Raw genomic sequence first — 14048 nt, forward strand, 5'->3', positions numbered from 1 at the left:
TTTAGGATATTCCGTCCTCTTTGTATAATTCCCAATATCATTTTTTCTTTAATAACTGCTCTTGAATTATACTTTCAAAATTCTCAGGTCTAGCACCAACTTCAACTATTGGTTTTCCCCCAACCGGTATAAAAAAGAATGTCGGTAAAGCCTCAATATCATAGACCCGGCATAATTCTCTTTCCACATCTGCATTTACTTTATAAAAAATCACCTGATCCTTATATTTTGCCGCTAACTTTTCCATGATAGGAAGCATCTTCATACAAGGTCCACACCAAGATGCCCAGAAATCAATAACAACAGGTTTATCTCCTTTTAAAACAAAATCACCCCCTTTTTTATAATCAAAAATATGTTCTAAAAAATATTCTCCTGTAATCGGATTCAATTTTCCAGATTCAATTTTCACATTCAAATCTTTAGGAATCAACTCATCTTCAATTTTCACCAGATCATAAGGTTGGAAATACATTTTCGAGCGACGCACATCTATTGACAATATTCCTTCCTTTAATAATCCTACCCCCAAAACGGAACGTTGCAAACTCTTATTTTCTGGAATAAGAACATTTTTCATCATATTCTTAACAAATAAACATTCATCTGCAACTTTTACTTGCCCAGTCTTTATCGGGGCTTCATACCCCAAATTAATATTTAACTCCTGACCTGCCTTTTTCCCTGTAAATAAAGCAAAATCTTCCGGAGACATCGCAATTATATCTTCACACCATGAATCAAATGCAAGAGAATAATTTTTCCCATTAATCACAACCGGACAAAGTAATGTTCCATCTGTTTCTAGCACACAATCAACACGATAATCCAATCTCATGTAGGGAGGACGATAGGGGATTGAAGTTGTAATTTTCTGTCGTTTACCATCTAGCGTTATCGTTGCTCCGCGAAACAAGCGGGTGTTGATTGTACCTGCCACTCCTAATTTTCTAAGATAAGGAGCATCTTTCAGTACAAGTATAGAAAAGTTATTACTGAAAATATTATTTCCAAAAGAAATTTTATTTATTTTCATCGTTTTAATAGTTTCTATTCCTCTAGTTTTTGCCACGTTAGATAATGATTTTTGTACTTCTTGATCAATTTCTAATTTTTCCACGTATTCAGGTAAAACGGCATTGGCTCCATTAATATCTAAAACGAAATCTGCCTTTATGTCATTAACTAATAATTCCAATATAATTTTACCATCAACGGTACGATAATCAAGAACCTCTACCGATGTATTCTTAGACTGTGAAAACACACTAAAGAACACAAAAACACAACATATTAATACAAATATCCTCTTCATATCATTACTTCTTTTTATAACGAACTATTTTTTCACCTTGTTCAGTCTGTATGGTCATATTTACAGATCTTTTCCCTTTTAATTCTGGAATCCCTTGTGTTATACTTTCACAGAAATCATATTTTTTTGTCTGTCTCCCGTTAATTTTCAACACCTTATCTCCAACTGAAAGAATATCCCTCATCTTTCCCCACACGGTAGACACGATAAGATTTCCATCTTTTACACGTACTCTAAAATCTGGAAACCTCTGCCCCAAGTCATTCTCCTGTGTATACGCTTCAAAATAAAAACGATGACGAGAATAATCAATAGTAAGCTTCCCATAATCCAACAATTTCATCCCCAATAATGTATAAGGGGTATCTGAGGTTTCAGCAAACACATGACAGAAACGAGTTCCCGCAAATGAGACTAGAGGGAAATGAACCCGATGAATCACCCTAGCTTTTGCGACACCTGCAACTCCCAGCCCTCCCTCTCCATAACCTTCTATAACATTCTCAAATGCACGAGAAGTAGATAAGCGCTCATAATCACTTGTTTTCAAACTGACGAATCCAGAACTTCCGGTATCAAACAATACTTTTATCCCATTTCCCAATCCTGCTTGCAATTCAATTATCGGCATCACTCCCTCCTCAACAAAAGGAACTGATTTACGTAAAGAAACATTTGTCTGCTTTTCTGCCGTCGTGATAGTAATTATCTGTTGCTTAGAATCTATCTCCAAAATCATATTTGCCAACAGATCACTCCCAATCAATCCAACCACCCCAAAGCAATCAAAAGAAAAATGGCCCATTTGTAAAACAGGAATGTTCTTAAAATTTATACCTTTATCAGAAGTTTCTAAACACTCTAATTCTACAACAGGATAAGATATTGACTGATTATTGACATCCTTTACTTGAATCTTTGTTACAATTTTCAGTCCTAACTCTTGGCATAAATCAGGAGACAGAGAAGTTTGTCCTCCCGTGTCAAAAATAAAATTTTGTAACTTCCCATTCACGAACATTTCAATAATCATTTTCCCTCCAACAATTCGATAAGGGATAACGGATTTACCCTGTTGGGCCCAAGAAGCGTGAAGTCCCCAAATTAAAATTAAAAACAATATAATCAACAATCTACGTTTCATCCCTTTATTTTTTATTCTTCTTGGCTATTTTTTCTGCCTCAACAAGAGCTTGATAGGCATTCACAATTCCTCCGCTCTGGCATAGTTGCTCAAACAAAAAAAGATCTTCTGACATTCGACCATTTATTCGGCAATTTTTTTGAACTTCCACTCCTTTGCGAGAAGAAACTGTTTTCAACAGCACATCTCGAATTTGATTGCCAGTTAATTGCGGATAATATGTTTTAATTAAGGCTGCAATACCTGCAACCGTAGCCGCCGCCAAACAAGGCCCAGATGCAGACTTATAAGTATCACCCACATTGGGTGCAAAAATTTCCACTCCTGGAGCAAAAAGATCAATACCTTGAATCCCATAATTTGATGCTATAGACGGATTACCAGCCTTATCCGAAGAGGCAACAACCAGCAAATTAGTTAAATCCTTTCCTCCATCCATCCAGCGATTCGGATAAAAAACAAGTTGAGACACATCAAAGGACAGATCCCACGTAGGAACAACAACTAACACTCCTTTACTTTCAGCATAACGTATCGCCTCAATCATCCATTGTTTCTGCTCCCTGGGATAAACTGTATTTTGTTCGCCCAACAATATGATATCCACTTGATGATCGACAGCGTAACGTATTGCCAATGCCATATCTTTCAAATAAGGTTCTCCACTCTCCGCAGAAACCACCAGATTCATAATTTGAGCATTCTCTGCTATCGGACTATTACGTCCTTCTATTCCACGTCTTCCAGCTATAATTCCGGCTACCATGGTATTAACTTCCGAATTCAACGTTAATAAAATATTATTACCATATATTCTGTCATTAATATCCATATAATTATCCCCGACAATCTCCTTACGCAAATCAGTTCCATTCTCTTTCAAAACTCGTTCATAGCTTTCTTTCATCCTTTTCTCTGCCTTGTCGCCAAAGTAATAATTATATGTTCCCTCCCAAGCTTTATCATCTCCTCTCTTCTCATTCATACTCCATGCCATCAGGTATAACGCAATATCTCTTAGGCTATCTCTCGGACTATTTTTATCAATACAAGCTACAATATCTTCTACAGTAAATGACTTCTTTCCGGGATTCCTATCTCTCATTTGTTTGTCAAATATCTGAACGTATTCTCGAAGTACATTAGCAAATAATAAACTCCCATACTCAGAACACAAGCGAGATGACGGCATCACGATATGTTGATAATATTTGTACTCGTCCATATCTGCCGGAGGATCTAGAGACACCCTTTTACCATTAACATATTTGAAATAATTTTTCCCATCAAAAAAATAGGAGCCATATTTATCTTTCAAACGTAGGAATTCCCTATCACCCTCTACCATTAATTTCTCCATCACCTGTCCATCTGCTGCACCTAAAAAATTCCAACCATGTAAATCATCCACATATCCATTTCTATCATTATCTTTTCCATCTGGTTTTTCTTTGGGATTCGTCCATATATTATTTTTCAAAGCTTCATGTTCCCAATCAATTCCCCCACCAATTAAAGCAACAATCGGCTTAGATTTTCCTTTCTTATTTTTTAAAAACTGATATGCTTTATTGATTGCTGCTCCATATACATGATCTGCCTCAAATGAACAATTGTACCAATCCAAATCCTTTTGTGCCTTAACAGCACTTTTCTCTTCTAACTGGGCATAAACTACCCTTATCGTCAGCAATAAGCTAACGAAAAATAACCATTTCATTTTCATACTTGTGATATTTTACAATACTAATTTAGCAGAGGTAGGACAGCAATTCTTGTTATGTCCCACTTATAATTTTTCTTCAAATAATTTACTACAAAATCATAATACTTGATAATCTTCGGATATTTATCCTCCGGATAAAGACTCAAAACTACATCTCGTTCATACCGGATGGCCAAATACATGTAATCTATAAAATTCCTTTGAATTGACGTATTACTAATACTTTTTAATGGAGCAATCCTGAAATTTTTTGGGCCCATTTGTCCAGGGAAACCCCTTGTTTTATAATAATTTATATTATTTTCAGACCCTGTTAAGTAAACAATTTGAGTCTCATAATCAAAATCATTCTCAAATTCTGAAGGAATAACAATATTTCCCTTAGTGACAATCCTATACAAAATCTCCTTTAAAATAATCCCTCTTCTTTCCATGTATTCTTCCGGAGTTTGTGGACGAACAATGCGGGAATAAAGTAATCCCGGTACATCTCCTTCCAGACAGAATGCCCAAAAATCCATACCATCATATTTCGTCGTACTTGGGCTAGCTCCCAAAGGCGAATCAAGATACATGTGATAAGCCAAGTAAATATATATTGGTAATACCCGATCTGTCAACTCCGGAGTCAAAAAAGCAAACACATGATTCTTCATGAAATCCACGTAAAAAGCAGCTTGTTCATCATTCAATGGAGAACCATGGACCGCTCCTCCACTAGATCCAACCCAAGAACGATCAAAATCTTCTTCTTTCAAATTTTTATATATCAGATAAGTTTTAAACTTATCAGCTATTTCAACTAAATCTTGATCCCATGCATTATTACCTTCAGGAAATTCATAACGTAATTCCATTTCCAAAGGGCGAGGAGTCAATATTTCATCCTCATGACAAGAACTTAACAAAAAAAACGCAAGTCCCACGAATATTGTACTTATAATTTTCATCTTACTATTAATATTTAGGATTACCTAATCGATTTTGAATTAATCCTGGATTACGATCCATTACTTCTTTAGAAATGGGCAATGTATAAGCAGCATCTTCTTTCTCCATTGTAAACCATTTTGCTGGCACTCCTCCTTCTTTCCACACACGAGTGAAGCTAGGCATTCCATAACGCCTCAAATCAAACCAACGATGCCCTTCGAAACAAAGTTCCCGACGACGTTCATTCCTTACAAACTCAAGTAATTCATCCCCGGATAATCCTGATTTATCTTTATATTTCTCTTCTGATATTCTTTTTTTTCGCAATTCATTTACCGCATTCAATGCAATCATCGGATCTGTTTTAGCAGTTGCCTCTGCCAAAATCAAGTAAGCTTCGGATAATCTCAGAGCCAACATAAATTTATCATCAGAAGGAATACTCTCTCCCAAGAACATGCATTTATTTACAGCCAAATAACACACGGGAGTATAACCATATTCCGGTACGAGATAAAATTGTTTACGCAAATCACCTTCATCTTCATAATTATCAACTAACTCATCTGAAGCATTTATAAGTACCCGATGATCCTTCACACCATAATCACCCGTCAAATCATAAGTAAACTTGAGAAGATCATTTCTCTTTCCAAACGCCCAAATTGTCTCCGGATTATCATAAGTTACATAATTAGGAAATGTAACCCCATCATAAGAAAGTGAACGCAAATCATATAATGCAAAATCCCAATCCTTAATCACGTTCTTAGCATATTTTGCTGCCTCTTCAAGATTGTTCATATAAAGATTCACCCTAGCTTTCAAAAGTTGAACTGCAGGTAATGTGATTCGGTAATTAGGCAAAAATTGTTTTTCTTTTGGAAGCATCAAAAAATATTTTTCCGCTTCATCCAAATCCCTTACAATCTGGTCATATACCTCTCCGACAGTTTTCCGCTTATCATAACTGATACTCAAAGCACTGGTTAATTTTAGAGGAACCCCTAAAGCTTCTTTATTATAAGTATAAGGCTCTCCAAACAGGTTCACCAATTGCAAATAGTAAAAAGCTCTTAATGCCAACGCCTGAGCCTGCACGTGAGCTTTATCCTCTTCTGTTCCAGAAACTTTTTTAATATAATCCAATGCAGCATTCGCACCTAAGATCAAATTATAATAAGTTTCCCAAACCTTTTGATAATTACCAGCATCTTTCATCGTCATCTGTAAATCCGGATGCCATGAAAAAAGTTGCATAAAAGCCTCTCTCTGATTAACATTTACCTCACTCCAAGTAACATTCTCATCAGTTATTTTCACATCATCATCTAAAATGTTGTGAAAAACGAACAATGGGTCGCTCGTAGAAGAAGGATAAGCTGATCCTAACAACATCTCGTCTAATGCAGACGCTTGTTCTGGTATATATTCATTCGGAGATTTAGGCTCCAAGAACTCCGAACAGGAGACGAACAGAAGAACAATTGCAAATATGAATATCTTTATTTTCATATCTTCTAAATTTAAAATCCAATATTAATACTAAAAGAATAATTCCGGGGCATAATGCTATTCCCCAATTCAGGATCAAAACCATTAAAACGCTTGGAAGCAATGACGAAAAGGTTACTAACCGATGCATTTAAAGATAGATTTGACACCCCGAATTTCTTTGATATTTCAGGATTCATTCTCCATCCTAAGCTCAAATTACAACATCTCAAGAAAGAAGACTTCACGACCATTACATTCGAATTTTCCCACATCTCTATCATATTTTCCTGACCAGTTGGAACCTCCATCATATAATCTTTCCGAATTAAAGCTGGAATGTTAGTATATTTTTCATCTCCCGGCTTCATCCAACGTTTTACTAAATCTTTGGAAACATTCTTAGTTTCATTAGGCAAAAAAATCTTATTTCTAAAATCTTCATAAGGAGAGGGAAGGCGTTTACGTCCTCCCAAAAGTAACGAGAACATTGTCGACAACGTAAAAGATTTATACCTAGCATTCAAATTCACTCCTCCAGTGAAATAAGGCTCTATCGTCCCGGAATATACAAGAAAACTCGTCGGATCTCCATTATAAGGCTTATCTTCAGACACCTCTAACAAATTGAATTGAGGAGTTCCGTTTTCATGGTTCAATCCTGCAAAGCTATAAGACCAAAAAGCCCCTACAGGATAACCTTTTTTCATCACTTTTTCGGCATTACCCGATAGGTATTCATACAAACCGGGTTCTCTAGAAGGACCAACTCCCGTTGTGTTCCAGTTTTTGGATGAATTTACACTTACATTTAGTGCAAAATCTTTTGTTTTTACCGGCACAAAATTCACTGTGACTTCAGCTCCTTTATTATAAATAATCCCTCCATTTATTTCCATTGAACTCAATCCGTTCTCGTAAGGTATCTCTTGGCCGATAATTGCATTGGAACGCCGGGTATAATATTCAAATACGACAGAAACCTTTTGAAATAATTCCAAATCTACCCCGAAATTCCATGTCCGTGTCCGTTCCCATGACAAGTTTGGATTAGGAATTCGGGCAATAGAAGAAGAATATTCATTAAATACTCCAGCTACTCCTCCTTGATACAAAACCAAATCCGGACCAATCTTTTGCAAAACATTTCCTTGAATGCCATAAGTAGCTTTCAAATTCAATTGAGACAACCACCCGATCTGACTCTGCATAAACGGTTCCTCACTCACGCGCCAAGAAACACCAAAAGAATATTCAGGGTCAAACCGATGATTCACATCTTGACCGAAACGATTGGATGCTTCATGTCGAAAATTAGCATTCAACACGTAGCGATCCGAAAATGAATAAGCTACCGTTGCAAATAATGAAAAGAAATTATCTGTTTTTCCATAAATCTTGGCACTATTACTATATAAACGGTTAAACAATTCTCCCACGCCACCTTGCGTTTTTCTCCCGATAGGCTTAAAATCACTCCAAGCCGTAGGTGCAATCAATTTATTTCCACGACTCTTCACATATCCCCATAATGTATTGGAATGCTCCTCACTAATCGTTGAACGAACTTCTGTGGCAAGCATCATATTCAAACGATGCCTCTCTGCAAATGTTCTTGAAATAAGCAATTGATTTTGAATATTATAAGTTTGCTGTATCGCATCGGATGTAAATACATCTCCACCGAAAGGCAAAAGTGCTGCTTTAAACCAAGGATCATCTGGTTCAACGCTATCAAAATCATATCCTCGATATTCATTTGCTACCGCATAAGTTTCCTCCTCTCGGAATGATTGTCGATTTGAGTTAGAATAAGTGTATCCTCCTGTAAACTGATACTTCAGCCAATCCAAAAGTTGCCATGACAAAATCAGATTTAAAGACAAACGATGATTCTTTACATCCGAACCACTATGATCCAATTCATTTAAAATATTATAACTCAATGTTTCCGATTCGTTATTAAAACCATACGTACTTCGTCTTTTATAAAACAAACGTTCACCCTTCTCATCAAAAGCAGGTAATGCACGACTTGTTGACAATGCGTAACTTAACGGATTAACACCAGAAGCATATCCCGCATTTTTTGAGATTGTCCCATTCATCCCAACATTAATTTTAATTCGATGCGGAAGTTGCATTCCGACAGAAATACTAGATGTTAAACGTTCCCCATCATTCTTCACTTCTTGACCATGATTGTTATTATAACCCAAAGACACCCGATAACTCACTTTATCTGTTCCTCCAGATATACTAAGACTATGAGTTTGACTCAATGTCACCCGGGTTAATAAATCCAACCAATCTGTATTCACCATTTCTAATGCACTCTTACGGCCCAAATATTCATCTTGATTAATATCTCCATCAATATACATTTTCATCAAACCTTCGTAAGTATAAGGTTGTTTCAAAGGTTCTTCACCATATCGAGCTCCATAATTATATGCTTCTTCCGCAAATCGAATCCTTTCCTGTGAATTCATATAGTTGAACCGATCGTACGTGGGTGCTGGTGCATACGAGAAACTTCCAGAATAATTAATAGACATTCTTCCTGTTTTGCCTTTTTTCGTTGTTACCACAATAACCCCGTTTGAGGCTCTGGACCCATAAACAGCAGTTGCAGAAGCATCTTTTAATACTGTAATTGTTTCGATATCATTTGGGTTTAGCCAAGAGATTTGATTCCCTAAAATATTTTTTAAGTCATCTGCCATATTCGTCATCAAATCAATCGGAATCGGATCATCTTGAATAATACCATCCACAACCCAAAGAGGATCCTGATTACCCAATAATGTTGCAGTTCCCCGAATTTTAATTTTAGGGCTTGCCCCAACTCGAGAACTCGTATTCATAATCATCATTCCTGCAACTTGACCTTGTAACATCTGGTCTATTGTTGAATAACTAGGAATCATCACATCATCAGCTTTTATCACAGTATAAGAACCGACCATATCTTTTCGATTCACCGTTTGATAACCTGTACTCACGACCGTCACCTCTTCCATCTCATTAACCGCCTCTTTCATCACCACGTTAATCATAGCCTGACCGCTATATTTTACTTCAACTGTCTGCATTCCTACAAAAGAGAATACAAGTACCAACTTATCTGAGTTTGTCGTTGCAATCTCAAATTTTCCTTCAATATCAGTAGCAACTCCAACCTGCGTACCTTTTATCAAAACAGTTACCCCTGGCATAAGACCACCTCCCTCATCCTTCACAATTCCTTTTATCGTGTACTTTTTCAGCTGATTTAAAGAATCGGTCACACTCTCTTTTAAGGGAAGAATTAAGATATAATCTTTCATCAACTTATAGGTCATTCCACTTCCCTCTAAGATTTTTGCCAGAAACAATTCCATCTCAACATCTTTAAAATTAGCAATGATTTCTTGAGAGGTACTAAAGTTATTATCACTATAAATCACGATTTTATTTGTTTGGCGTTGAAATTCTGTTAACGCCTTTTTAATTGTCGTGTTTCCCAACTTCATTGTAATTCTTTGTTGAGAAAAACCATTTCCCAATGTCGTAATCACGAGAAATACACACATAAACAATGTCAATTTCATAATCATACAAATTTTCCACCACCTGTCTTTCCCAGACACAGGTTTGTGCTCTTGACTTTTTTTCATACATTTGTGTTATTAAGTTTTACTTTATTCACCTCTTTCCAAAAGGAGATGAATATCATCGGGTAATGTTGGTCGCATTATCCGATTTTTTATTTATTTTAATTACATCATTTGTTACTATAAAAGAAATATTCGTGACCTCCCCAATCATATTCAAGATATCTTGTATATTATCGTATTTTCGAAATCCACCGGAATAAAGCACCTCTTTTAATACATCATCCTCAAATTCGTACTGGATATCGAACCAACGACTTAACTTTTTCATCAACAAGTCCAAAGGTAAAGCATCAAATCGGAATATACCATTCGTCCAAGCAATATAACTTTCAGCATCAACCTCTCGTACCAAAGTTTCCCCTGTTCGCCGGTTAAATACAAACTGTTCGTTAGGTACCAACCGAGCATTAGAACCATCAACAGCAATCTTTACAGCTCCATTTACTAAAGTTACTTCTACCCGTTCTTCATCCTCATAAGCAGACACGTCAAACAATGTCCCCAACACCCGAACATCCGCTTCATTTGCATGTACAATAAACGGTTTCAATGAATCTTTTGCAACCTCAAAACAAGCACCTCCAGATAAGAAAACTTCCCGACTTTTTCCATTAAAACTAACTGGGAAGCGTAATCTTGATCCAGAATTTATAACCACCAGACTTCCATCTACCAATCGCAAACGATACTCCCCGCCTTTAGGTACGATCAATTCATTATATACTTGTTCTTCCTGAGATTTTTCCAAACCTTCATTCCGGTACTCCAAATAAGCAGAATCAGAACAAATAATCGCACCTTTTTCCTCTATCATGCTCATTTTCGCTACACTCAATTCCTTCGTCTCTCCCGTCGAAAGCACAAGCGTCGCCTGCCGGGGTTGCCACTTCGGCAGGGAAGCAACAGGAACAATTTCATCTTTCGAAGTAAAGAGCCATATCAATCCAATCACACATATTAAAGAAGCTGCAACAGAAGCACTTCTAACAATCCAACGTATCCTTCGTCTATTTCTCCGCCGCCCTTGAATTTGTTCCCAAGCGACCTGTTTCTTTATCACTACTCGGGAATTAGCCCATTTTCCGCTATACCACAAAGAGCAAAATTTCCGGTATGTTTCCCTATTCTCCCCATTCTCCTCTAACCATGCTTCAAGTTTTTCCTGACCTAAGACGTCTAATTTAGACGCTAAGTCTTCCAAAATTAATTCATGTATATCTTCCGGTAACTTCATAATTACTTATTTTTACCAGTAAGACCTAAAAAAACAAAAAACGGGTAGGGTAAAATCGATTTTTTTGAAAAAATAATTCTAATAATTAGAAAACTTTCGAAGAAAATAAAATAAGACTTCTGGTCCCATTGAAGCCAAACGTTCCCGTAAACGTTTTGTCCCCTCTTTTAAAGCAAACTTCACAGTGTTTATAGAAATTTTCAATTCCTCTGCAGCTTCTTTATATTTCAAACCCCGTAACATCACACGTTCCACTACTTGCCGGGTTCTTTCTGGTAGTAATTCTACCTCTTTCATTACAATATCCATTCGTTCCTCGTCAATATCCTCTACCACGTCTACAAAGATATCTATCACTCCCAATTCTTGAGAATCGCGTAATACATCTTTTTTCTGAAGAAAAGAAATTGCCCGATTCCTTACCGCAGAATAAAGATAAGAACCAAGAGCTCCTTCAGCCACCTTTAACAAATAATCATCCTCCCACAATTTTACAAAAAAATCCTGCACCAGATCCTCTGCTGCAGAGCTATCCTTCAAAAATTCATCAGCAAATAGCACTAAAGGACGATAGTAACGATCAAACAAATGTTGAATACCGATAGTCTTATCCTTTCGCATGAAAGCTAAAATATCCTGATCTGAAGAATACATACTAACACTTTTGTACAAAAATATTAATTCTCTCTCTCATTATAATACAATTTCAACTGAAATTCACTTTATAATCAACGAGGACAGAAACACCTCTAATTAAAAAAATGCCGGACTTGTTTGTCTCGGCATCCTTTATCAAGCATTACAACAATATGTTATTACTGCAAAATATAATTCTCAAAATACAATTTAAACCGATCTTTCAAAAGATCTTTAATCTTTAGCATCTTATCCATCTCTATCTTTCTCATCTCAAGTTCAGATTCCACGAAATAACTAATAAATTGATCCTCTCCCAAACTTTCGATCAATTTGATCTTCGTATCGATCTCATTCTCATAGATTTTCGTCAACTCTTTCACATCATTCTTTTTCAACTTCAAGACCTTTGCTTGAGCCTTCACGGTACTATCTATTTCACTTTTAATCGACAGGCTTTTCTCCAGCAACAGTTTACGTACCGTGGCATCATCTCCTAATTGTTTCTTGAAAGCATTCACCCGACGAGCCATATCCTCCAAACTCATTTTCTCCCCTTTCTTCAGCATTTCCTGCTCCTCTTCCAAGTTTTTCAAATATTGCTCATACGTCAATTCTGCTTCTTGCGGAGTATACTTAAACGTGATGGGTAACGTCTTTTCAAAACGCACAGCTTTTCCCTCTGACATAGCCGGTTTCCATTTTGGCATACCGGCAATCACCCGAAGAGCCTCCGCGTCCAAAAGAGGATGAGCAGATCGAACCACACGGGCATGGGTCACACTTCCATCTTTCTCAATGACGAAAGTAACAAATACCCGCCCATCAATCTGGTTAGCATACGCCTCTTCCGGATACTGCACATTTTCCCCGATCCATTGATTCAAATTCCCGTTAAATTCCGGTTGTACCTCGGCAACAACCATAATTGTCGTGTCTTCATCCATCAGCCGCACGCCCATATCCCGCGCCATCACCGGGGTCACCAACCACCCCAATCCAAGCATACACCCCATAACAAGTGTCGCTTTAGCCCAATTGTAATTCTTTTTCATATCATGTATATTTATCAAATAGTTATCGTATCCTCTTACAAAAACAGAGCATAAAGCTACAATTAATATTAGAATTTCGAATATTTAATCCTGCTTTTTCTTGTCATTGATTGACAGGAATACTGAAGATTTGACATAAAATTGGTGTCAAAAAGTCCTCAAAACCCATTGGCACATGGTTTGCAATAAGCATAGGTGAATGCAGGTTCACAAAGAGCCTGGATCCAATAAAATGATAATGTTGAACTTAAAGATAGGAGACTAAAATTATGATGCCTGTAAGAAGAACTCAAAATTGGTTACCAAGTATCTTTAATGATTTCTTTGATAACGAGTGGATGACAAAAGCAAATGCAACCGCACCTGCGATTAACGTGATCGAATCCGAAAAGGAATATAAAGTAGAAGTTGCTGCGCCGGGTATGACGAAAGAAGATTTCAACGTTCGCATAGACGAAGACAACAATTTAGTGATCTCCATGGAGAAAAAGAGCGAAAGTAAAGAAGAGCAAAAAGAACATCGCTACTTACGTCGGGAGTTTTCATACTCTAAATTCCAACAAACCATGATTCTACCGGATGACGTGGATAAAGAAAAGATCGCTGCGGGAGTTGAACACGGTGTTCTGACCATCGATCTGCCGAAATTATCCCAAGAAGAAGTCAAGAAAGCAGAAAGAAACATTGAAATAAAATAAGATTAAGGTAACCAAAGGGTGGGTCGCCGCTATTGTGAACCGCCCCAAAAAAAGAAAAGAGTTCGGTAGTGTACCGGACTCTTTTCTTTTAACCCTCCTTCAATTCTTTTATCGTTGTTTTAATCAATATTTTCGTCTAAAGCTTATTCAAACT

Annotated in this window: 10 protein-coding genes; 1 reads left to right on the forward strand and 9 read right to left on the reverse strand. The window is 36.9% G+C overall.

What is annotated here, in order from left to right:
* Nucleotides 1-37: 37 nt before the first annotated feature.
* The 9 genes from D8S85_RS12010 to D8S85_RS12050 all read right to left on the reverse strand — a co-directional run bounded on the left by D8S85_RS12010 (nucleotide 38) and on the right by D8S85_RS12050 (nucleotide 13196).
* Entirely contained in the window at nucleotides 38-1315 is a 1278-nt protein-coding gene (locus tag D8S85_RS12010; RefSeq protein WP_106480851.1) for a thioredoxin family protein, read from the reverse strand.
* A gap of 4 nt (nucleotides 1316-1319) precedes the next feature.
* Entirely contained in the window at nucleotides 1320-2459 is a 1140-nt protein-coding gene (locus D8S85_RS12015; protein ID WP_106480852.1) for a pepsin/retropepsin-like aspartic protease family protein, read from the reverse strand.
* 4 nt (nucleotides 2460-2463) lie between these two features.
* Entirely contained in the window at nucleotides 2464-4179 is a 1716-nt protein-coding gene (locus D8S85_RS12020; RefSeq protein WP_127075757.1) for a S8 family serine peptidase, read from the reverse strand.
* Nucleotides 4180-4205: 26 nt separating this feature from the next.
* Nucleotides 4206-5135, reverse strand: a complete 930-nt coding sequence (locus tag D8S85_RS12025) for a hypothetical protein (protein WP_106480853.1) — start codon at nucleotides 5133-5135, stop codon at nucleotides 4206-4208.
* Between the two features lie 7 nt (nucleotides 5136-5142).
* Nucleotides 5143-6633, reverse strand: coding sequence for a RagB/SusD family nutrient uptake outer membrane protein (locus D8S85_RS12030; RefSeq protein ID WP_106480854.1), 1491 nt, complete (start codon nucleotides 6631-6633; stop codon nucleotides 5143-5145).
* 11 nt (nucleotides 6634-6644) lie between these two features.
* A complete protein-coding gene (locus D8S85_RS12035) occupies nucleotides 6645-10271 on the reverse strand; it encodes a SusC/RagA family TonB-linked outer membrane protein (RefSeq protein ID WP_127075117.1) in 3627 nt (1208 codons plus the stop codon).
* A 55-nt stretch (nucleotides 10272-10326) separates the two neighbouring features.
* Nucleotides 10327-11505, reverse strand: a complete 1179-nt coding sequence (locus D8S85_RS12040) for a FecR family protein (protein ID WP_106480856.1) — start codon at nucleotides 11503-11505, stop codon at nucleotides 10327-10329.
* Between the two features lie 78 nt (nucleotides 11506-11583).
* A complete protein-coding gene (locus tag D8S85_RS12045; RefSeq protein WP_106480857.1) occupies nucleotides 11584-12159 on the reverse strand; it encodes a sigma-70 family RNA polymerase sigma factor in 576 nt (191 codons plus the stop codon).
* Nucleotides 12160-12320: 161 nt separating this feature from the next.
* The gene (locus D8S85_RS12050; RefSeq protein WP_106480858.1) at nucleotides 12321-13196 is read right to left on the reverse strand and encodes an energy transducer TonB; all 876 of its coding nucleotides are present in this window, start codon (nucleotides 13194-13196) and stop codon (nucleotides 12321-12323) included.
* 269 nt (nucleotides 13197-13465) lie between these two features.
* On the opposite strand from D8S85_RS12050, the gene D8S85_RS12055 reads away from it, so the two are divergent.
* The gene (locus D8S85_RS12055) at nucleotides 13466-13894 is read left to right on the forward strand and encodes an Hsp20/alpha crystallin family protein (protein ID WP_106480859.1); all 429 of its coding nucleotides are present in this window, start codon (nucleotides 13466-13468) and stop codon (nucleotides 13892-13894) included.
* Nucleotides 13895-14048: the final 154 nt, after the last annotated feature.

The organism is Butyricimonas faecalis, assembly GCF_003991565.1.
Taxonomy (GTDB): domain Bacteria; phylum Bacteroidota; class Bacteroidia; order Bacteroidales; family Marinifilaceae; genus Butyricimonas; species Butyricimonas faecalis.

Coding starts and splice junctions, on each gene's coding strand:
- D8S85_RS12015 (WP_106480852.1), bottom strand. CDS start 2,459: ATGAAACGTAGATTGTTGATTATATTGTTTTTAATTTTAATTTGGGGA.
- D8S85_RS12030 (WP_106480854.1), bottom strand. CDS start 6,633: ATGAAAATAAAGATATTCATATTTGCAATTGTTCTTCTGTTCGTCTCC.
- D8S85_RS12045 (WP_106480857.1), bottom strand. CDS start 12,159: ATGTATTCTTCAGATCAGGATATTTTAGCTTTCATGCGAAAGGATAAG.
- D8S85_RS12050 (WP_106480858.1), bottom strand. CDS start 13,196: ATGAAAAAGAATTACAATTGGGCTAAAGCGACACTTGTTATGGGGTGT.
- D8S85_RS12040 (WP_106480856.1), bottom strand. CDS start 11,505: ATGAAGTTACCGGAAGATATACATGAATTAATTTTGGAAGACTTAGCG.
- D8S85_RS12035 (WP_127075117.1), bottom strand. CDS start 10,271: ATGAAAAAAAGTCAAGAGCACAAACCTGTGTCTGGGAAAGACAGGTGG.
- D8S85_RS12055 (WP_106480859.1), top strand. CDS start 13,466: ATGATGCCTGTAAGAAGAACTCAAAATTGGTTACCAAGTATCTTTAAT.
- D8S85_RS12010 (WP_106480851.1), bottom strand. CDS start 1,315: ATGAAGAGGATATTTGTATTAATATGTTGTGTTTTTGTGTTCTTTAGT.
- D8S85_RS12025 (WP_106480853.1), bottom strand. CDS start 5,135: ATGAAAATTATAAGTACAATATTCGTGGGACTTGCGTTTTTTTTGTTA.
- D8S85_RS12020 (WP_127075757.1), bottom strand. CDS start 4,179: ATGAAATGGTTATTTTTCGTTAGCTTATTGCTGACGATAAGGGTAGTT.